Source organism: Mesorhizobium sp. M0243 (genome assembly GCF_040321775.1).
Classification (GTDB): domain Bacteria; phylum Pseudomonadota; class Alphaproteobacteria; order Rhizobiales; family Rhizobiaceae; genus Mesorhizobium.
The window spans coordinates 83,198-103,738 of sequence record NZ_JAMYSF010000004.1; the positions used below are offsets into that span (position 1 = coordinate 83,198).

Sequence of the window (20,541 nt, forward strand, 5' to 3'; positions counted from 1 at the left end):
CTTGATCGAACGCATGTTCATGGCAAAATCCATAGCTGCGAAAGGGAGGATACGCAACAGGTTTGAAAAGCCTGTCCGGTGGCTGTCGCTTCTGCGCCTCATGGTACATCGCCAGAACCGGCTATGGCGCTTAGAATGTTCATCAACAGCAGGAAGACGAGAAAACAATCATGACCGAGCAGATCGAGCGTGCGCGGACGTTCCATTCCCTCCACGTCAAGGGAAACCCGATCGTTCTCTACAACGTCTGGGATCCGGGTTCGGCCAAGATCGTCGAGAAAGCGGGCGCCAAGGCGATCGCCACCGGAAGCTGGCCGGTGGCGGCCGCCTTCGGCTATGCCGATGGCGAGAAAATCCCGCTGGAGCTGGCGCTCGACAACATCAAGCGCATCGTCACTGCCGTCGACCTGCCGGTGACCATGGACCTCGAGGGTGGTTACGGCGTCGACCCGGAAATTGTTGCTCGCACGGTAACGTCGGCACTGCGGGCCGGCGCTGTTGGGTTCAATTTCGAAGACCAGGTTGTCGGTGGCAGCGGCCTGCACGACATCGCTGTTCAGGTAAAACGCATCGAAGCCGCGGCGGCGGCCGTCAAGGCTTCCGGGATACCGGCGTTCATCAACGCTCGAACCGACATCTTCCTCAAGGCGAAACCGGATGCGCATGATGACGCCCTGCTCGACCAGGCCATAGAGCGCGCACAGGCCTTCGAAAAAGCTGGCGCGCACGGCTTCTTTGCGCCGGGCCTTGGCGATGAGGGCCTGATCGAGACACTCTGCAAGGCAATCGCGTTGCCGGTCAACATCATCGCGCTGGCGCATGTGCCGCCGCGCCAGCGGCTGGCGGAACTGGGTGTCGCCCGCATCAGTCACGGCCCGGTGCCTTACCGGCAGATGGCCGAATGGCTGGAGGCGAAGGCGCGGCTGGCTATTTCGGGCTAGGCGGTGATGCTGCATGCAACGGGTTTGGGATTGGCCGAAGCCTCGCAACTTCGTCATCCACGGGCGGAGCAGGAGCGAAGCGACGTCGCGGAGACCCGAGGATCCATGCCGCGACCTCAGTTGAAGGGCGCAGCGGAACAGAATTCTGAACGTAGCGACGCTTTGAAGTCGCGGCATGGATTCTAGGGTCTGCGCCGCGTCGCTTCGCTCCTTGCTTCGCCCTAGAATGACGAAGCTATGGAGTGCTTCGGCAAACTACGAGGCAAAGCTTTCTCAATCTTCCAGCGTCCCCGACCGGGCGTCGGCGCTCTTCCTGTCGCCGACCAGCTTCAACAGATCCTCGCCGGCGCGGATGATGCGGCGCGAGCGGCGGGTCAGGATGATGCCATCCTGCGGCGCAAACACTTCGGTGCGGCCATCGGTTTCACCCGGTGCATGGACGATGGTGGCTAGGCGCGCGCCCTTGGCGACGCGGTCGCCGGGTTTCACGTCGTAGAGCACGGCACCGGCCCGTGGCGCCGGCATCATGTCGATGTTTTCCAATGGCGCCACGAAGCCGGTGAAAGGACCCGGCGCGGGCAGGGCGCTATCGGCGATCACGCCGCGTGCCGTCAGCAGCCGGTAGAGCCCGTCGGCGTCAGAGGCGGCCAAGGCGCCGTCGACATCGAGGATGCCGCGATATTCGACCGTGGTGGCGACGCGGCGGTCGAGCTTGGCTACATCAGCTGGGACATTCTGGTAGGGCATGATCGAGGCGCCCTCGAAGGTGCCGTCGGTGTCCTCGCTCCACAGCACGACTGCGTCGACGCCCATGGCCGCGGCGCAATCGGCCATATCAGGCCACAGGCTGGTGTGGACGTAGAGATAGGCGAGGCCCTCGTCATCGCAGTGCAGGTCGAGCACGATGTCATGGCCGAACGACAGCTGCACCAGCCGCGTCTTCAGCCGCTGGTCGACGCTGCCAAGGGTGGTGTCGGGCAAGAGGGCTGTGTCGGGCGCGGCGAGCAGCGGAAAGCCGCGGTTGAAATTGGTGCGCGTGCCGAGATGGAAGCGGCCCTGATGCTCGCCGAAATGATATTGCGCCCGGCCGACAGGGTTGGCCCAGGGCACGACGGTGAGGTTGCCCTTGATGCGGCCTTCGGCCTCCGCCCTGGCGAGCATCGGCATCAGCGCGTCGATGGCGACGACGCCCGGCAACTCACCGGCATGGAGCGCCGCCTGCAGATAGGCCGAAGGAGCAGCCTTGTCGGAACCAGTGAAGCGGAACAGCGGGAATTCGTAGCAAACCCCTTCGCTTTCGCCGGCGATGCGCTCGATCGATTTCTGCATGACTTCCTCCATCAAGGACCAGAAGACATGCGATTTGAAGGCGCCTATGTCGATTGGTCCAGCCCGCCGCGCTATGGGCGCAAGAGACTATTCAGCCGGGAGCGGGATGACCGGCGCGCGCCGGTCCAGCGCCTGCGACAGCACGGCGACGGTGACCGCCAACAAAGCGAGTGCTGCGCCGACCAGCGGCAAATTGGCATAGGAAACACCGGCGGAAAGGGCTACGCCGCCGATCCAGGCGCCGCTGGCATTGCCGACATTGAAGGCGCCCTGGTTCAGCGTGGCGGCGAGGTTCGGTCCCTCGGAGGCCGCCTCGACGACCCGGATCTGCAGCGGCGGCACGACGACGAAGATGAGCAGGCCCCACAGGAAGACGATGCCGACGGCAACGCTGGCGATTGCGCCGAACTGCCTGAAGCCAACGAAAAGCAGGGCCATCAGCAGCAGCGTGCCGATCACTGTCGGCATCAGTTTCCAGTCGGCCAGTCTGCCGCCGATAATGTTGCCGATGGTCATGCCCGCGCCGAACAGCAGCAGAACCCACGTGACTGCCGAGGTCGACAAGCCCGACACCTCGGTGAGGTAGGGTTTGATGTAGGTGAAGACGGTGAACAGGCTTGCGGAAGTCAGCGCCGCGATCAGCATGGCCAGCCAGACCTGCAGCTTGCCCAGCACGCGCAGTTCGCCGCGCAAGCCGCCACCGCTTGGCTGGGCGACATCGGACGGCACCAGCCAGGCGATCGCTGCCACCGAGATCAGGCCGATACCGACCACGGCAACGAAGGTGGAGCGCCAGCCGAAGGCTTCGCCAAGTGCGGTTCCGGCGGGAACGCCAAGGATGTTGGACAGCGTCAGCCCGGCGAACATCAGCGCGATGGCGCTGGCGCGTTTGTTGCGCGGCACCAGGCTGGCGGCAACGACCGAGCCGATGCCGAAGAAGGCGCCATGGCCGAACGCGGTGAAAACGCGCGCGGCCATCAGCGTCCAGTAGTTGGGCGAGATGGCGCAAAACAGATTGCCGACGACGAACAGCACGGCCAGCCCGACCAGCACCGGCTTGCGCGGCAAATGCGCGGTGGCCATCGCGACGATCGGGGCGCCGAAGACGACGCCCAGCGCATAGCCGGTGACCAGCAGACCCGCCGAAGGGATCGACACGCCGAGGTCGGCCGCGACCTCGGGCAGCAGGCCCATGATGACGAATTCGGTGGTGCCGATGCAGAAGGACGCAATGGCAAGCGCAAGGATCGGCAAGGGCATGGGGCGTCCAGACTGAATCGGTTCAAATCCAGACTGCGCGAAGGACGCCGCCGTGCGCAAGCGGCATTGCTGCATTGCAGCGATGCAGAAAAGGAAGAGCTTTGAAATGGGTCGCCAACAGGCTGTCAAGCCAGCGGCTTCAGTTCCTGAGCAATGGTGGGCAACAGTTCCGAGACATTCGGGTGGATATGCACGGCACGCGCGAGCGTGTCGACGGGCGCCTTGGCGTACATCAGGTCGAGCACGCAATGGATAACCTCGTCGCCGCCGGGTCCGAGCACCGAGCAGCCGAGGATCTCCCTCGTGTCTGCGTCGACCAGGATCTTCATGAAACCCTGCGTCTCGCCCTTTTCGATAGCGCGGCCGACGCGGGTCATCGGCCGCTGGCCGACCAGCGCGCGACGGCCGGATTTCTTCACCGCGGCCTCGGTCATGCCGCAGCGGCCGAGCGGTGGGTCGATGTAGAGCGCATAGGCTTCGATGCGATCACTGACCTTGCGCGGATCATTGTCCAGCAGGTTGGCGGCGACGATCTCGTAGTCGTTGTAGGAGGTGTGGGTGAAGGCGCCCCTGCCGTTGCAGTCGCCCATCGCCCAGATGCCGGGCACGCTGCTGCGCAACTGGTCGTCTACAGAGACGAAGCCGCGCTTGTCGACCTCCACGCCAGCCCTCTCCAGGCCGAGGTCATCGGTGTTGGGCGTCCGCCCCAGAGCCAGCAGCACGTGAGAGCCGACCACCGGCGGTTTGCCGGCGGAGAAGGTCACGGCAATGTCCTGGCCTTGTCTGGCGAAAGCGATGTCGTCGGCGCCGAGATGGACCGCGATGCCTTCGTTTTCGAGGATCGACAGGATGGCGGCAGAGACGTCCTCGTCCTCGCGGCCGGTCAGGCGTGGGCTCTTTTCGATGACTGTGACCTCCGAGCCGAAGCGGCGGAACATCTGTGCGAATTCGAGCGAGATGTAACTGCCACCGACGACGATGAGATGGCGCGGCAGCACGTCGAGATTCATCATCGAGGAATTGGTCAGATAGTCGATGTCGTGGATGCCGGGCAGGTCTGGGACCGAGGCGCGGCCGCCGGTGTTGAGGAAGATATTTTCGGCGGTCAGCAGATCGTCGCCGACGCGCACCGTGTTGGCGGATTCGAAACGCGCATGGCCGCGATAGAGGGTGCATTTGTCCATGCCGGCAATCCAGGTCTCGAGATTGGTGCGAGCGTCGATCGTCACCTTGTCCTTGCGCGCCTTGATCCTGGCATAGTCGACGCCGACGGGGCCACTGAGCGTCACGCCGTAGTCGGCGGCGCGGCGCGCCAGATGCGCGGCATAGGCGCTGGCGACCATGGTCTTGGTCGGCATGCAGCCGGTGTTGACGCAAGTGCCGCCGACCAGCTTGCGCTCGATCAGCGCCACGCTCCTGCCGGCGGCCGTCAGCCGGCCGGCCAGCGGAGGGCCAGCCTGTCCGGCACCGATGATGATGGCGTCGAAGGTTTTCGTCGTCATGCCACCGCAGCCACGATCAGCAGACCGCCGATGATCGCCACCGCGTCCTCGATGAAGGCGGCGGGCGGATCCTTGCCGAAGGCGGCTGCGAGCCGGCCGCGAGCTTCAGCGCCGCCCAGCGTGCCGATGACAGCGCCGATGGCGCCGGCAATCAAGCCGCCGATGGTGGCGCCGCCTGTCGCGCCGATCACCGCGCCGGTGAAGGCGCCCATGACGATGCGGGCGCCGAATTGCTGCGGCACTTTACGGCTCGGCGTCGACGGCAACTGGTCGGTGACCAGTTCGACGATGGCCAGGATGGTGAAGATGCCGACAGCCGCCCAGTGATTCATGAAGCTCGCCCAGGTGCCGGCAACCGGCAGCCAGCCGAGATAAGCGCCCCAGGCAACGGCAGCCGGCGCCGTCATGGCGCGAAGACCGGCAATGACGCCGATCAGAAGTGCGAGAATGTAGAGCATGGTCGATCCCCCTCGATCACCGGGCCAAGACGGCCTTGAGACACAGGCTACCATAGGTCCAATATTTGGCCAGTACTGGCATCGGCGCTTTTCTGTTGGCCGCACTTGTGCTTTGCAAGGACGTGAACTGGAGACGCGTCATGGTCGAAAGCGAGCGCGTGAAGATGGCGGCCGGCGAATGGTACACCTGCCTCGATGATGAGCTGGAGTCCTTGCGTGTTGTCGCGCGTGACGCGGTGTTCGAGCACAATTGCCTGCCGCCGCGGCAGCGCGGCAATCTCGGGCCGGGCTTGAAAACTTTGCTCGGCAACGCCGGTGAGGGCGCCCGCATCGAGGCGCCGTTCCACTGCGCCTATGGCTTCAACATCTTTCTCGGCGACGGGGTCTTTCTCAATGCCGGCTGCACCATCCTCGACACAGCGAGTGTGCGCATCGGCAAGGGAACGCTGCTCGGTCCCAATGTGCAGATCTATTGCGCCGAGCATCACAAGGAGGCCAGTGGGCGGCAGGCCGGACTGGAGATCGCCCGACCCGTCGAGATCGGCGCCAATGCCTGGATCGGCGGCTCAGCCGTCATCCTTGGCGGCGTCAGCATTGGTGAAGGTGCCATCGTCGGTGCGGGGGCGGTGGTAACGCGCGACGTGGCTGCGAACACCACGGTGCTCGGCAATCCGGCGCGGGCGATCAAGCGAGGCTGAACAGGTCAGGACGATAGGACGTACGTCATGCGCTCGTCCTGATCGGTCCTTCTGGAGAATTCCCGCCGGTATTGCGCCGGCGATGTCTTGAGCCGTGCCGAAAAATGCTGGCGCAGCGAGGTGGCGCTGCCGAAGCCGGCTTCGAAGGCCACTATGTCCATGGATTTCTCCGTCGCTTCCAGCAAACGCTGCGCCAGTTCGATCCGCTGGCTGGTCAGCCAATCGCCAAAGCTGGCGCCGATCGATTTCTGAAAGCGACGGGTAAAGGTGCGGCGGGTCAGGCCAGCGGCCTCGGCGACGCTGTCGAGGCTATGCGTCTCGCCAAGCGTCGCACGAACTGAGTCCAGGGCCTGGGTGAAGCGGTCGGCGTCGGCGCTTCTTGCCACCGGATGCTCGATGAATTGCGCCTGCCCGCCCTGCCGATGCGGAGAAAGAACGATCTGGCGGGCGAGCCGCAATGCCGCTTCCGCGCCGTAGCGGGCGCGCACGATGTGGAGACAGCAGTCGAGACCGGCGGCGACGCCGGCCGAGGTCACGATGTCGCCATTGTCGACATAGAGCACCGAAGCGTCGACGGCGACGTCGGGATGGAGTTTCTGCAACTGTTCGGAATAGGCCCAGTGCGTAGCGGCACGACGGCCCGAAAGCAGCCCGGCCGCGGCAATGGCGAAGGTTCCGAGGCACAGGCCGACGATCAAGGCGCCGCGTTGGTGCGCCCGGCGCAACGCCTCCATCAGCGGCGGCGATGCCGGCTCGCCGAGATGATGCCAGCTTGGAATGATGACGATATCGGCGCCGTCGAGGCCTTCGAGCCCATGCGGCGCGGCAATTGTCAGTCCGGCCTCGGTGTGGATCGGGCCGGGCTTGACCGCGCAGATGCGGAAGTCGAAGCGCGGCAGGCCAAGCGCCGTCCTGTCCTCTGCGAAGACCAGGCAGGGCACGGAAAGATGGAACGGGCTGATGCCGTCGAAGGCGAGGACGGCAATGATCGGGTCGGTCATGGGTGCTTCCGGCAGTTGAATGCGATTGTCCCAATTCTTTCGAATGATGTCAATTGGGCCACTTTCGGCAACCCAGCCACCCGGCTATTTTCGGTCCATCGCATTCGAGCCGGAAAGGAAAACACCATGTCTGACCCAGCCAACACCACGCCACGCCGGGCGCTGATCGTCGTCGATGTGCAGAACGACTATGATGGCGGCAGTCTTGCCATCCAGCATCCGCCGTTCCGCGACAGCGTCGTCCATGTGGCGCGGGCGATGGATGCAGCGACTGCTGCTGGCATCAAGGTGGTGGTCGTCAAGCAGATGGCGCCCGAGACATCGCCGATCTTCGCTAGGGGAAGCCATGGCGGCGAACTGCATCCCGAAATCGCCAAGCGTGAGCGCGACTATTATGTCGAAAAGAACCTGCCCTCCGCCTTCACCGGCACCGACCTCGAGGACTGGCTGCGCGCCAACGCCATCGATACGATCACGGTGGTCGGCTACATGACGCATAATTGCGACCTGTCGACCATCATCCACGCCGTGCATATGGGCTTTGCCGTCGAGTTCCTGTCGGATGCGACCGGCTCGGTGCCTTACGCCAACAGCGCCGGCTACGCCTCGGCCGAGGAGATCCACCGCGTGGTCACGATCATCCTGCAGTCGCGCTTCGCCGCCGTGCTCAAGACCGCCGAATGGGTCGAGTGCCTGAAGACCGGCGCGCTGCCGGAACGCGACACCATCTTCGGCTCCAACCAGCGGGCGCTCTCGCGCAGCGCTGCTTAGGGTTATCCGAAAACAGAAGGGCGCCGCATCGCTGCGGCGCCCTTTGCGGTTTGAACTGAAGGATTTTAGAACAGGCCTTCGATCTGGCCCATCTCGTTGAGGAAGATCTTTTCCGAGGACGGCGCCTTGGGCAGGCCGGGCATGGTCATGACCTCGCCGCAGATGATGACGACGAAGCCGGCACCGGCCGAAAGCCTGACCTCGCGCACCGGCACCGTGTGGCCGGTCGGCGCGCCGCGCAGGTTCGGGTCGGTCGAGAACGAGTACTGCGTCTTGGCCATGCACACCGGCAAGTGGCCGTATCCGGCGTCTTCCCAGGCCTTGAGCTGGTCGCGCACCGACTTGTCGGCGATCGCTTCCGAGCCGCGATAGATGCGCTGGACGATGGTGTTGATCTTCTCGAACAGCGGCATGGCATCGGGATAGAGCGGCGCGAACTGCGAAGCACCGGATTCGGCCAGTGCCACCACCTTGTTGGCGAGATCCTCGATGCCGGCCGAGCCGTGCGCCCAGTGCTTGCACAGGATCGCCTCTTCGCCCATCGAGGCGACATAGTCCTTCATCGCCTGGATCTCGGCGTCGGTGTCGGAGTAGAAGTGGTTGATGGCAACCACCGCCGGCACGCCGAACTGGCGGATGTTCTCGATGTGGCGGCCGAGATTGGCGCAGCCCTTCTTCACCGCTTCGACGTTTTCCTTGCCGAGGTCTTCCTTCTTGACGCCGCCATTCATTTTCATGGCGCGCACGGTGGCGACAATGACGGCCGCCGCCGGCTTGAGGCCCGCCTTGCGGCACTTGATGTCGAAGAACTTTTCAGCACCGAGGTCAGCGCCGAAGCCGGCTTCGGTGACGACGTAGTCGGCGAGCTTGAGCGCCGTCGTGGTGGCGACGACCGAGTTGCAGCCATGCGCGATGTTGGCGAACGGGCCGCCATGCACGAAGGCCGGGTTGTTCTCCAGCGTCTGCACCAGGTTCGGCTGCATGGCGTCCTTCAACAGCACGGCCATGGCGCCGTCGGCCTTGAGGTCGCGGGCATAGACCGGCGACTTGTCGCGGCGATAGGCGACGATGATGTCGCCGAGGCGCTTTTCGAGGTCCTTCAGGTCGGTCGACAGGCACAGGATGGCCATGACTTCCGAGGCGACGGTGATATCGAAACCGCCCTCGCGCGGGAATCCGTTGGCGACGCCGCCGAGCGAGCAGATGATTTCGCGCAGCGCGCGGTCGTTCATGTCCATGACGCGGCGCCAGACGACGCGGCGGGTGTCGATGCCGAGCTCATTGCCCCAGTAGATGTGGTTGTCGATCAGCGCCGAAAGCAGGTTGTGCGCCGTGGTGATGGCATGGAAGTCGCCGGTGAAGTGGAGGTTCATGTCCTCCATCGGCACGACTTGCGCATAGCCGCCGCCGGCGGCACCGCCCTTGACGCCGAAGTTCGGGCCCAGCGAGGCCTCGCGGATGCAGATGATCGCCTTCTTGCCGATGCGGTTCAGGCCGTCGCCGAGACCGACCGTGGTCGTGGTCTTGCCTTCGCCGGCCGGCGTCGGGTTGATGGCGGTGACGAGGATCAGCTTACCGTCCTTGTTGCCCTTCACCGATTTGATGAATTCAGCTGAGATCTTGGCCTTGTCGTGGCCATAGGGCAGCAAATGTTCGGTCGGGATACCGATCTTCTGGCCGATCTCCTGGATCTGCTTTTTCCTGGCGCCGCGCGCGATCTCGATGTCGGACTTCACTTCGGCCATGACGGCTTTCCTCTGGATTGGACGATGGAGGGGACGGGTTGATCTTACTCGCAGGCAGGTTGGACCCGGGCGCGGGCATGTTCTAACCCTGTCGCTGCCGCGGCGTCAACTTTCATGCAACTATGTTTCCTATAGAGAAAATTCCTCTGCGGACCGGCCGACCTGTCATCGGTTCTTCCTGGCTCCGTTGCCGCGCCGTATAGAAGCCAGAGGACACGCCGCGCCGCCGTCTCAAAACAGCCGCACAATGCACGGAATGCGACAGAGGCGACGGCGCAAATTCGCCATCGCCTGGTCCCTAATGGAACAGCGCTACTGCGTCAGAACGTTGCTGATTTCGACCATGTTGGAGCGCACCCTGAGCACATAGAAGCCCATCGTCGTCAGATGCGTCGGCAACAGCCAGCCATCCTCGCGGCCATTGGCGATGATGAAAGGCTGGATCTTCAGCGCCGAAACGAACTGCGAGTCCATTGTGTCCCACAGGTTCTGCAGATGCTTTTCCTTGATGACGTCCTCGAAGTCGGCCTGGGCGCCCTTCATCAGGCCGTAATAGCCATAGAGCTGGCCATAGGCGAACCAGTAGCGGTCGTCGGCGCGGAAGTCGAACCAGCCATTGTTGTGGTTCTCGGCGCGTTCCTTGAGGATCGCCGAGGTCGAGCCGATGTCGGACGAGATGCGGTCGATATACTGTTTCAGATTGTCGGCGCGGGCGTCGAATGTCGCCTGGCAGGTAGCAAGGCGAGCGTTGAAGGAACGCAGCATGCGCACAGCGTCGCGATAGTAGCTCGGTGTCGGCGTCTTGGGGCCGAACGGGTTCAGGCCGAAATACCAGGTCTCCTCGTCGAACTGCAGGTTGCCGCGGGCATTCTGCAGATCGCTGTCGATCTGCGAGGTGGTGCGGACGCGGCCGAGATTGTCAGCGAGTTCGGTCGCGGTGCGCCGCACCGCCTGGTTGATGCCGCGCTGGAAGGAGGCCTTGTTGTCCATCCACGGCGTGTTGTCCCAGTCGATGCCGAACAGGCCAAGCTTGTAGAGGATCATCGACGAGATCCAGGCATTCTGGTTGACGTTGAAGTCGGTCAGGTCGGCGGCGATCTGGGCAATGCCGGAGTTGCCGCAGGTCTTGGCGGTGTCGGTGCCGGCGCCGGCGGAGACCTGTTCGCCGGCGGAGACATTGCGCTTCTCGAACGTGTAGGTGTCGGGATAGTTCGGGTTGAAATTGTTCCACCATTGGGTGGCGTAGAAGAAATTGGCGTAGAGGCCGATCAGCACCAGCAGGGCGAGGCCGACCGCCGCCTTGAGGATCCAGCCGCGCTGCGTGTACCAGCGCCCGGCCCACAGGAACGGCCACAGGATGACGCCGATCAACAGGCCGATGCCGCGGCCAATCCACTGGAAAATGCGGGTGAAGAAATTCACGATCGGATCGAGCATGGCTGTGTCACCCCCTCAAAGCATGACGCCAAAAAGTTGCAGGCTTTTTGGATAACATCATGCGCCAAAACAAGAAGTTAGAACGACATAACGATTCATTTCGTTCTAGTCAGTCAGGCCGTAGAGGCGTGTGCGAAACGCCACCTTGTCCTTCAAATATGTGGTTTTGAGAACGTCCACAACATGCGATCGCCACGCGTCGCTGAAGCCGCCATAGTCCTCATAAAAGCCGTCCTTGTTGAAGATGTAGCGCGAAACGAAGTCCGACGGTACGAAATCCGAGATCAGCCGGTTGGTCAGCCAGGCGTCGGGGTGGTCAGGCTTGGCGCGGATGACAAGGAAACGTTGCTGCGGGAAGACATCCTCGATCTTGAGGTGGCCGAGTTGGGCGATCTCGCGCTTGGCGGCGTTGAGGAACGGAAAATTGCCGTCTCTGGTGATCAGGTCGGCATGGCTCTGGATCCAGGTCTGCAGCCAGACCTTGTCGACATCGGTCAAATTGCGGTTCGGCTCGGCATCGCGGATCAGCGCGCGCACCACCATCTCGGCGCGGTGCTCGAGATAGCCCGAGGTCTCCACCCAGGAGGCACGCGGCAGCTCGATGCGGCCGGTGGTGGCGAGGAACTTGAACACCTTGTCGGCGTCGTTGATCGAGAGATAGCTGACCTGCCACGGCCGCGAGCGGCGGAAACCGGGGGCGGCCGGATCGCTGATCACCGTCGTTATATCAGGGTCGACGAACACGTAGAGACCGCCGAAGTGACTGGTCCAGTAGGCATTGTGGCGGAAGATCACCTGGTCGGGCACCAGCGCGTTCTCGCGGATGTCGCCGCAGATCTTGGCAAGCTCCACCATCCGGTTCAGCATGGCGCTGTCGCGCCAGGCATCGGGCTCCTGCTTCAGCCGGTCCACGAGCTTGCCGAGTTCGGCGGCCTTGCCCAGCACATCCTCGGCCGACAGCACCTTGAATTCGACCTGGCTGATCGACAGCAAATCCTCGATGTCGTTGACCTTCGGAATGGAATCCTCGATCTCGCCGTAGATGACGTCCTTGATCGTCAGCGCATCGATGGCGCGCCGGTTCCTGGACATGAACTCGAACATCAGTTGCGAGGTGTTGGAGAAGGCGGTGTGCACCACCGGCAGGTCGATCTGCGACGGCGTCAGGATGATGAAGCGGCGGTTGACCTCGTTGGGATCGAGATAGTCATAATCATCGCATTCCTCGGCCACTTCAGGCGAGAAGCCGGTGCGGTCGATCTGCAAGCTCTTTAGTTTGGTCGGCTTCAAGCCGAATGCGGCGAGCGCCTTGTTGTAGCGCTGGATCAAATGCGGCTCGTCGACCGTCAGCAGCCGGCCATAGATCAGCTCGTTGTCGCGCAGGAGATCGGGTTTCTTGGCGGGTTTTGTGGTCAAGGTGCATCGCTCCCGAGGAGCGTGCCAGCACCCCCCTCTGGCCTGCCGGCAATCTCCCCCTCAAGGGGGGAGATTGGCAGCGTCGTCCGTGTCGCTTCTCCAGATAGGTCGAAGATTGGCAAAAGCGATGGTGAAAGTCGATCTCCCCCCTTGAGGGGGAGATGGCCGGCAGGCCAGAGGGGGGTAGGCGCGCACTCACGCATTCCACAGCCCCTTCTTCTTCATCTCCTCCATCTCGCGCGCGGCCCGTTCGCGCAGGCGGGCGTCGCGCAGCAGCTTTTGTACGGCGGAGTCGTCGGACTTGTCGGAATAGCGGAACTCCGAGTCGGCGTAGCGGTTGATCTCCTGCATGACCATGTCCATCGAAAAGGGGCCGCGCAGTTCCTCGATCATCGCTTTCTTCTCGTCATAACCCTTGCGCATGAAGACTTCCGGCTTCTCGAACCAGTCGTCGGGAAGCTCGATGTCCATGGCGCGCATCTTGATGGCGTCGGTGACGTTTTTGATGGCGCGGCCGGTGAAGCGGGGCTCGGCATCCTTGATCAGGTGCAGATAGGTGCCGATGTCGGCCATCGTTTTCGGCGCGCCGTTCTCCTTCATGTAGCGCTCGTAGACCTTCATCAGCCCGTCTTCTTGCGGCTTCTCGTGCCCCTCATAGGCTTCGGTCACGGCGCGCTGGATTTCCTGCGCGGCGTAGAGATCGTGGTCGCCGAGCGGGATCTTGTGGTTTTTTCCCGCCAGCAGGACAAAAATATCGATGTAGTCGTTGCGGCTCTGCGGCCCGTCGACCAGCCAGCGGGCGCCGGCGCGCTGGCGCAGCGCGTCGTCGACATTTTCGGGATAGTTGGAGAACATGCCGAACGAGCAATTGCCGCGCACCACGGTCGCGGCACCGGCGAAGGCATCCATCAACACGCCGGTGATTTCCTGCTGGCCGGCCGAGGCGCGGTCGTCTGAGCGGCGCGCCGCCACCTGGTCGATGTCGTCGATGGTGCCGAATCCGATGACGCGCGGGTTCAGCACATTGTTGATGAACTGGCGGCAGTTCTGGCCTGATTTGCCCTGATAGGACGAGATCTGGTCGACGCCGAAATTCTCGTAGGCGAAGGGATAGCCGGCGACCTGGCAGTAGCCGTTGACGAGGCCGGCGATCATCTGGATCAGGGTCGTCTTGCCGGTGCCGGGGGCGCCGTCGCCGATGAAGGTGAACAGGAAGCCGCCGAGTTCGACGAACGGATTGAGTTCGCGCTCGAAGTCGTAGGCCATCAGCATCTTGGCGAGCTTGACCGACTGGTATTTGGCGATGTGATTGCCGACGACCTCTTCCGGCTTCTTGAATGTCATCACCAGCGGTTTTGAACGCTTGCCCGGCGCGACGTCGAAACCATCGAGGGTGAAATCGTCGGCATCGATACGGATATGCGCGCTCTCGAACGGGCCGATGCCGTCGAAGCGGCCCTTGCGGGCCAGAAGCCCGTCGATGGCGACGCGGGCGAAGGCACGCGCCCTTGTCATCAGGTCGGCGTCGTCGGACGATCCCGAGATCGCCTTGTCGAGGCCGGCCAGGATCGACTTCACCGCATCCTGCGGCGTGTCGAACAGGAAGTCCGGTTCGGGACTGTCGTTGGGCGCCTCGCCGTCGCTGTCGATCAGCTGGAACAGGTAGGAGGCGAGGCTGAAGGCCGAAATGTAAGCCGAGGCCGACAGAAGCTTCTTGAAGGTAGACGCCTCGTCGCCTTCGAGCGGCGCGCGGGTGTTCTTGGCCTGCAGACTTTCAAGGTCCGAGCCCTCGGCAAAGACGTCCGATATTGCCAGCGCGATCGCCGTGCCGCGCCGGGCGCGAAACAGGAGCGTGTGCTGCGGGATGGTCAGCAGCTGATCATCGGGATGAACGGCGCCGACGGTCTTCGACAGCTCGACCTCGCGCGTGCGGCGCACCGAACCGACCGAGACGGTCGAAACGAAGCGGCGGTTGGTGCCGGCAAGTGCTGTGCCGGAGGAGCTAGACGGGTCCTCCAGCACGACGACACGGGTGATGAAGCTCTGCGCGGTAGCGCGGTGCTTCTCGATGGCGGCTTCCGGGATGGTGGTCAGGCCGGTATCCATGAAGGGTGCTCCGTGGTGTGACGGTCAGACGTCTGAGATGACCTGTCCGTTGGACAGGATGTGAACCTTGTAGCCGGCAAAGATCTTCTGTGCCTCGCCGGCGGCGTAGAGCGCCTGATAGGCCTCGTGCGGGATCAGCGCGTGGTTTTCATAGCTCGACACGCCCTGGCGCGCGGCTTCCAGATCGTCGGTGTTGATGAAGAATTCCTGGGTCGTCTTCTCGCTGGAAAACAGGCCCTTGCGGCCGGGCTTCTCGGCCTTGGAATAGACCTCCTGGATGGTCCAGGTCAGCAGCCAGGCATTTTCGGGCTTGCGCACCTTGGCGAGTACCTCGGTCACCGTCGAATTGTTGTCGGTAATGCCAGCCGAATAGAACGGGCCGAGCACGACGCGGCGCAGCTGCTTGGGGTGCAGCGGCTCGAAATCCTTGTCGAGATTGACCGCGATGGTCGCCGGCGACAGCGTGTAGGCGGAGTTCTTCTCGGTGAAATCGTCGAAACGGTGGGCAAGCTCGGGATTGAGCAGGCCATCGACCGGCAGCGGAATGTCAATCGTCTCGTTCAGCTTGCCGTTTCTATCGACAAGCTGGCGAATCATCGTTTCGGACGAATCCTCCACTGTCACCATGTAGACTAGCGGCAGGTTGGCGCTGCCGTCGAACGTCGCCCAGTGGACGAGATAATAAGGCCGCCCCGTCTTCGGATTGACCGAGACCTTGGCCGTTTGCGCCAAGGTGAACGGGCCGAACGTGTTCTCGCTTTTCACGTCCTCGAGATAAAGCCGCTCGGCTATCGACTTCTGCAGCGCCGCGGGGAATTCCTTCTGGCGCAGGATGAAGTCGGCCATTTCCTCGCGCAACTCGCCGGCGAGCGGAATGTTGGCAAGCCGCGCGTCGGCCTGGCGTCGGTCGTTTTCCAGTTCGAGCAAGTTCTGGAACACCGGAAATCCGCTTTCGGCGCGCGAAATGTGGAATGTGTCCATGAAGCCGAGCCGGTTGCGCCAGCAGGAAAACGACTTGTCGAGCCTGGCGATGTGTTCGGCGACGATCTTGGCGACGATGCCATGCCGGTAGAGCGGCGAGCGATCGTCGCGCATGAACACTTCAAGGCCGCTGAGTGCGGCCGTGATGGCGGAAAAATACCGTGCCGCCGTTTCGTTTTCGGGGGTCATGCCTGTGCGCTCGCGGGCAGTCCTGTCACTCCTAAGACTGCACGTAGTTCGCCGAATTGTGCTTCTTCAGCACCTCGTCGAAGCGGCGGGCAAAGGCATCGTCGGCCAGCTTCTTGCGGCGCTGGATGTCGGCGGTAGCGACCATGTTCTTCTCGTGCATCTCGAGCAGGTCGCCGATGTGCTTTTGCGAAGCAGCACCGATGCCGGCCATGGTTTCCTCGGCGGTGTTGTCGACCTGGCTGCCCAGCGTGTTGATCTTGTGGGCGACGTCCTGCTGGGCGGCGGTCTTCAGCGAATCTTCCAGCGCTTTGTAGAGCACGATGCGCTGCTCGGTATCGATGGTCAGCTTGTTGATCAGCGTCGATTGCGCGGCGATCTGGTTGTTGAGCGAATCGACGAAGGTCTGGAACATCGAGGTGTAACGCTCGAGCGTCTGGCTCTCGGCCAGCAGCTCCTGCTCCTTGGCCTGCTTTTCGTTGTATTCCGTCGCCAGCTTGGAGCGTTCGCCTTCGAGCTGCGTGCGGTCTTTCTGGCTGGTCGAAGCGGCGATCTTGTTTTCGATGTCGAGCAGCATCGGGTTGAGCTCCTCGATGCGCTTCTGCACGGCTTCGAGATTGGTCATGGTGGTCTTGCGGCGCTCGATAACCTGAGACAGGCTGGTTTCCGAGGTCTTGTAGCGTTGGTCGAGAACCTCTTTCTGCGCCTTCAATATGCCGACGATGGTGTCGGATTTGACCAGCAGTTCCTGCAGATTGCCGGCCAGCGACATGTTGCGAACGCGGTCGGTGCGCATGCGCTGCTTGCTCTGGCTGGAGAAGATGCCAATGAATTTTTCCCAGCCGGTGTAGTTCTTCATGCTCTCGAACTCGGCGCCGAAGACGTTGGTGGCGTCCTCCAGCCCGATGATCAGGTCGGCAATGTTGCCTTCCATCACCTTCTGCTGCTTCAGCACATCCTCGATGCGGGCGTTCTCGAGGTCGAAATTTGCGTCGCCGATCTTCTTGTCTGATGTGGCAAGCGTATCAAGCATGGTGCCGGATTGCTCGATCTTGGAGCGCATGTCCTGCACGACCTGCTTGGTCTTGGCAATTTCGGCGTCGAAATTCTGCAATGTCGCCATTGGGGCCTCCCGCTTCGGCATGACGTCGCTGGTCGCGAACAGCGGCGAATATATGTGGGGCATCAGGGGATTGAAAGACGTGAAGATAAGGGCGGCGTGAAAACAAAAAAATTCGTCAGGGTCTTGAAAACCAGTGAAGGCGTGGGCTTAGCGTGATTAGCTTGCCGACCAGCCATAGTTCAGCTGTCATTGAACTTTCATGCTGCAAGGCGAAGGCGCACGGATGCCTTTGTATTGGGCAAACCGCCGAAGCAATCGCGGCCGCGATATGCGAGGAGAAAGCCGGCTTTACAGAGCTGACGAACAGCGGATCAGGGCTTGGGATCGGCCTTCAGATAAGCAATGACGTTGGCGATGTCGTCGTCTTTGGCCAGGCCGGCAAACGCCATCTTGTTGCCGGGCACTTTCAGCTTGGGTGCTCTGAGATACTCGGCGAGATTGGCTTCATCCCAGACCAGGCCGGCGGCGCCGGCACTCTTCATCGCCTCGGAATAGCGGCCAAGAAAACTCTCCGCACTTCCGGCGGTGCGACCAACGACGCCCAGCAGATGCGGACCGACCTTGTCGCGGTCGGTGGCTGCTTCATGGCAGGCCATGCACCGGTTGAAGGCCTTCTTGCCCAGGGCCGGGTCGCCGCCGGCATGGGCCACAAGCGAGCTGGCAAGGAGAAGGATGCTGGCGGACGAAGCGGCTCGAAACATGCTGCCTCCGGAGAGTTCTGGCTGGCGGCCTTATAGTACCGAGGCTTTAACAAACGCTGCATCGCGGCGGGATTGCGGAAGACAGGCCCGCGAGTCAGGCCTGTTGTGCCAGATCGCGGCGCAGGAAATCATTCAGCCGCTCGACCGCCTGGGTCGTCGACAGCGGGTTGCGAAGGATGCCGATTTCGAGGTCCGGCAGCACCGGAAGCCCTTCATTGCCGCCGACGATGCGCAGCGACGGTGGTACGCTGCGCAGGGCGAGGCCAGCCACCGCGAGCCCGGCCTGGACGACGGCGATCAGGCCAAGCAGAGAGGCGCTTGAATAGGTACAGCGATAGGAGCGGTCGGCATCGCCAAGCGCCTGCAGAACATTCATCCTGGCGGCGCAGCCCGGTTCGAACAAGGCGACCGGAAGCGGATCGGTCTCCCAGGCGACATGGTTTGATGAGGCGACCCAGACGAAGCGTTCCAGCCGGATCACCTCAAGCGGCTGCTCCGGCAAGCGGGTGATGATCGCCAGATCCAGCCGCCCCTCCGCCAGCGTCTTCACCAGCGCGGTCGACTGTTCGCAGATCAACTCCACCGTCACCAGGGGATGCTCCGCCGCGAAGCGTGAGAGCACGGGCGGCAGGAGGAAGGCGGCATAATCGTCGGGCACCCCCAAGCGGACGCTGCCTGTTTCCTTAGGCCGGGTGACGCTTGCCCAGGCTTCATCCGACAGTTTCAGCAACCGGCGCGCATAGATCAGGAAATCCTCGCCGATCGCATTGGGAGTGACGGTTCTGGGACCACGCACCAGAAGCTGGTTGCCGACCATCTCCTCCAGCCGCTGCATCTGCATGCTGACCGCCGACTGGCTGCGGCCGACCCTGGGTGCTGCATTGGAAAGGCTGCCGCTCTCGACGACGGCGACAAAGGTTTTCAGCAGATTGAGATCGAGTGGCGCGGCCATGGTGCTATCAGTATATCGAATAGGTCATCACAAATCTATTCGCTTGTTTGAAGGTGGCGCCAGTGACCAGATGGTTGCTGGGATCGCTGGGAAACCACCACATGACGGACGCCTCGACAGCCCGCTTTCCGGCCGCGAGCCTTGCTCTGGCAATGGTGATCGCCGGTACGGTCGGCGCCTTCGCCACGGAATCGGGGCTGCATCCCGTTGCCGTCGTCTTCTGGCGATGTGTGTTCGGCGCGATATTCCTTTTCTTATGGTGCCTGTTGCGCGGCTATCTGCCGGATCGGACGCTGTCGCCGTCTCGGCTTGCCCTTGCAGCACTTGCCGGCGTGTGCATGGTGCTGAGCTGGACGGCCTTCTTCGCCGGCTTCGCCATGACATCGATCGCCACGACGACGATTATCTACCATATCCAGCCGTTCTTCGTGGTCCTGATCGGTGTCGTCTTCCTCAAGGAGCGCATCTCGCTCGACCAACTGCTGTGGATGCTCGGTGCGTTTCTCGGCGTCGTGCTGGCCAGCGGCCTCGTCTTCGCGCACGGCCACGACGATGCCAACTGGGCGCCGGGCATTGCGCTGACGCTGGGCGGCGCAATGCTCTACGCCGTTACAACGATCCTCGCCAAGGGCCTTGGTCAGCAGCGCGCCGAAATTACGGTACTCTGCCAAACACTGGTTGGGGTCGTCATGCTCGCCCCGTTCGCCGGCATCGGCCAACATATTGCGCCTGCGTCATGGGGCTGGCTGCTCGGCATCGGCGTGCTGCACACTGGCATCGCCTACGTGTTGATGAATTCGGCCTTTCCGCGCCTGACGACACCGGTGATCGGCGTCATCACCTTCATCTATCCCGTCGTCGCCATCATCGTCGACTGGGCGATCTATGGGCATCCGCTCGGACCGGCGCAGGCTGCCGGCATGGCGCTGATTGCAGTGGCGACGCTGGGTGTGCGGCTGGGTTGGCGGTTTCCGAAGTGGCGTGTCTCGACCGTATGAGCCCGGTGCAATTCCAAGAAAAGCACATAGCGCTCCCCCTGGGAATTGCTCCAAAAACCAAGAGACAGAGTCAGCCCTTGATAAAGCCGATGAAGTCGTCGGGCGCGGCGCGGCCCATTTCTTCTTCCCAATGACGGCGGCAGAGCGAGACATAGACGTCCTTGCCGATCGCCACCTGCTCGCCCAGGCGCGCCACTTTGCCATCGGGGCCGAGGCGCACGACCATCGTCGCCTTGCGGCCGCAGCGGCAGATTGTACGCACTTCGCGCAAATCGTCGGCGATGGCCAGCAGCGCGCGCGAGCCGGAAAACAGCTTGCCCTGGAAATCGGTGCGCAGGCCGTAGCACATGACCGGGATATTCAGCCGGTCGGCGATGCGGGCGAGCTGCCAGACCTGCTCCTCCTCGAGGAACTGCGCCTCGTCGACGAAGACGCAATGCACTGACGTATGCGCGTGATGATCGGCGACGCGGGTGAACAGATCGTCGCCATCGCGGAACATCTCGGCTTCCGTCTCCAGGCCGATGCGCGACGAGATCAGGCCGGTGTCGCCCTTGCGGTAGTGGCCGGCGACGAACAGCATCGTGCCCATGCCGCGCTCGCGATAATTGTAAGAGGCCTGCAAGAGCATCGTCGTCTTGCCGGCGTTCATAGTCGCGTAGTGGAAGTAAAGCTTGGCCATGCCGCTCTTTTAAGCCGACTTGCCCTGATACGGGGAGGGGCGGTCGCCCGCATTCCCCTGAAAAAGCCCGCCCGTCTTCGAAAAAACCGTCCGGCATGGCAAAAGCGCCTGATGTGTCGCTGATTGGCCAGCCCGCGCCGTTGATCGTGATTGTCTTAATGCTTGAAACCACACCAGAATGGTGTTTGGCTGACGAAACAAGGCGGGCATAGAAACCGTAGCTACGCTTCGCCAAAGAATCACAATGGGAGACT

18 protein-coding genes are annotated in these 20,541 nt (G+C 62.6%); 4 read left to right on the forward strand and 14 right to left on the reverse strand.

The features are described 5' to 3' along the window. Nucleotides 1-170: 170 nt before the first annotated feature. Nucleotides 171-941, forward strand: coding sequence for an isocitrate lyase/PEP mutase family protein (locus NKJ11_RS06450; protein ID WP_023809880.1), 771 nt, complete (start codon nucleotides 171-173; stop codon nucleotides 939-941). Nucleotides 942-1,214: 273 nt separating this feature from the next. On the opposite strand, the gene NKJ11_RS06455 is transcribed toward NKJ11_RS06450, so the two are convergent. From NKJ11_RS06455 to NKJ11_RS06470, 4 genes are all read right to left on the reverse strand, one after another. Next, a complete protein-coding gene (locus NKJ11_RS06455; RefSeq protein ID WP_352553384.1) occupies nucleotides 1,215-2,270 on the reverse strand; it encodes a succinylglutamate desuccinylase/aspartoacylase family protein in 1,056 nt (351 codons plus the stop codon). Nucleotides 2,271-2,357: 87 nt separating this feature from the next. Continuing rightward, nucleotides 2,358-3,530 carry an MFS transporter gene (locus NKJ11_RS06460; protein ID WP_292702147.1) on the reverse strand — a complete coding sequence of 391 codons (1,173 nt, stop codon included), beginning with the start codon at nucleotides 3,528-3,530 and terminating at the stop codon, nucleotides 2,358-2,360. A gap of 125 nt (nucleotides 3,531-3,655) precedes the next feature. Further along, nucleotides 3,656-5,032 carry an FAD-containing oxidoreductase gene (locus NKJ11_RS06465; RefSeq protein WP_352610507.1) on the reverse strand — a complete coding sequence of 459 codons (1,377 nt, stop codon included), beginning with the start codon at nucleotides 5,030-5,032 and terminating at the stop codon, nucleotides 3,656-3,658. After that, on the reverse strand, nucleotides 5,029-5,490 hold the full coding sequence (locus tag NKJ11_RS06470) for a DUF4126 domain-containing protein (RefSeq protein WP_352610506.1): 462 nt from the start codon (nucleotides 5,488-5,490) through the stop codon (nucleotides 5,029-5,031). The genes NKJ11_RS06465 and NKJ11_RS06470 overlap by 4 nt, the downstream gene beginning before the upstream one ends. A 140-nt stretch (nucleotides 5,491-5,630) precedes the next feature. Between NKJ11_RS06470 and NKJ11_RS06475 the strand changes: the two genes are divergently transcribed. Further along, nucleotides 5,631-6,188, forward strand: a complete 558-nt coding sequence (locus NKJ11_RS06475) for a sugar O-acetyltransferase (RefSeq protein WP_352610505.1) — start codon at nucleotides 5,631-5,633, stop codon at nucleotides 6,186-6,188. 5 nt (nucleotides 6,189-6,193) lie between these two features. On the opposite strand, the gene NKJ11_RS06480 is transcribed toward NKJ11_RS06475, so the two are convergent. After that, a complete protein-coding gene (locus NKJ11_RS06480; protein ID WP_352610504.1) occupies nucleotides 6,194-7,189 on the reverse strand; it encodes a GlxA family transcriptional regulator in 996 nt (331 codons plus the stop codon). Between the two features lie 126 nt (nucleotides 7,190-7,315). Here NKJ11_RS06480 and NKJ11_RS06485 point away from each other — a divergent pair, with 126 nt between their 5' ends. Next, nucleotides 7,316-7,960, forward strand: coding sequence for a cysteine hydrolase family protein (locus NKJ11_RS06485; RefSeq protein ID WP_352610502.1), 645 nt, complete (start codon nucleotides 7,316-7,318; stop codon nucleotides 7,958-7,960). Between the two features lie 65 nt (nucleotides 7,961-8,025). Here the strand turns inward: NKJ11_RS06485 and NKJ11_RS06490 are convergent, their stop codons facing one another. From NKJ11_RS06490 to NKJ11_RS06525, 8 genes are all read right to left on the reverse strand, one after another. Next, nucleotides 8,026-9,705, reverse strand: coding sequence for a formate--tetrahydrofolate ligase (locus NKJ11_RS06490; protein WP_023809872.1), 1,680 nt, complete (start codon nucleotides 9,703-9,705; stop codon nucleotides 8,026-8,028). Between the two features lie 312 nt (nucleotides 9,706-10,017). Continuing rightward, entirely contained in the window at nucleotides 10,018-11,142 is a 1,125-nt protein-coding gene (locus NKJ11_RS06495) for a DUF2333 family protein (protein WP_013529949.1), read from the reverse strand. Nucleotides 11,143-11,247: 105 nt separating this feature from the next. Next, a complete protein-coding gene (locus tag NKJ11_RS06500) occupies nucleotides 11,248-12,558 on the reverse strand; it encodes a DUF6638 family protein (RefSeq protein WP_352610501.1) in 1,311 nt (436 codons plus the stop codon). 195 nt (nucleotides 12,559-12,753) lie between these two features. Beyond that, nucleotides 12,754-14,664 carry an AAA family ATPase gene (locus NKJ11_RS06505; protein ID WP_352610500.1) on the reverse strand — a complete coding sequence of 637 codons (1,911 nt, stop codon included), beginning with the start codon at nucleotides 14,662-14,664 and terminating at the stop codon, nucleotides 12,754-12,756. A gap of 24 nt (nucleotides 14,665-14,688) precedes the next feature. Next, nucleotides 14,689-15,834, reverse strand: coding sequence for a hypothetical protein (locus NKJ11_RS06510; RefSeq protein WP_352792939.1), 1,146 nt, complete (start codon nucleotides 15,832-15,834; stop codon nucleotides 14,689-14,691). 31 nt (nucleotides 15,835-15,865) lie between these two features. After that, complete coding sequence (locus tag NKJ11_RS06515; protein ID WP_127266549.1) at nucleotides 15,866-16,954, reverse strand: hypothetical protein; 1,089 nt, start codon at nucleotides 16,952-16,954, stop codon at nucleotides 15,866-15,868. Nucleotides 16,955-17,265: 311 nt separating this feature from the next. After that, nucleotides 17,266-17,655 carry a c-type cytochrome gene (locus NKJ11_RS06520; protein WP_352610496.1) on the reverse strand — a complete coding sequence of 130 codons (390 nt, stop codon included), beginning with the start codon at nucleotides 17,653-17,655 and terminating at the stop codon, nucleotides 17,266-17,268. A gap of 94 nt (nucleotides 17,656-17,749) precedes the next feature. Next, nucleotides 17,750-18,607 (reverse strand): LysR substrate-binding domain-containing protein, encoded by an 858-nt coding sequence (locus tag NKJ11_RS06525; protein ID WP_128303730.1) that lies wholly within the window; start codon nucleotides 18,605-18,607, stop codon nucleotides 17,750-17,752. A 101-nt stretch (nucleotides 18,608-18,708) separates the two neighbouring features. Here NKJ11_RS06525 and NKJ11_RS06530 point away from each other — a divergent pair, with 101 nt between their 5' ends. Continuing rightward, nucleotides 18,709-19,605 (forward strand): DMT family transporter, encoded by an 897-nt coding sequence (locus tag NKJ11_RS06530; protein WP_128303731.1) that lies wholly within the window; start codon nucleotides 18,709-18,711, stop codon nucleotides 19,603-19,605. 70 nt (nucleotides 19,606-19,675) lie between these two features. Here the strand turns inward: NKJ11_RS06530 and NKJ11_RS06535 are convergent, their stop codons facing one another. Next, nucleotides 19,676-20,287 (reverse strand): thymidine kinase, encoded by a 612-nt coding sequence (locus NKJ11_RS06535; protein ID WP_023809864.1) that lies wholly within the window; start codon nucleotides 20,285-20,287, stop codon nucleotides 19,676-19,678. Nucleotides 20,288-20,541: the final 254 nt, after the last annotated feature.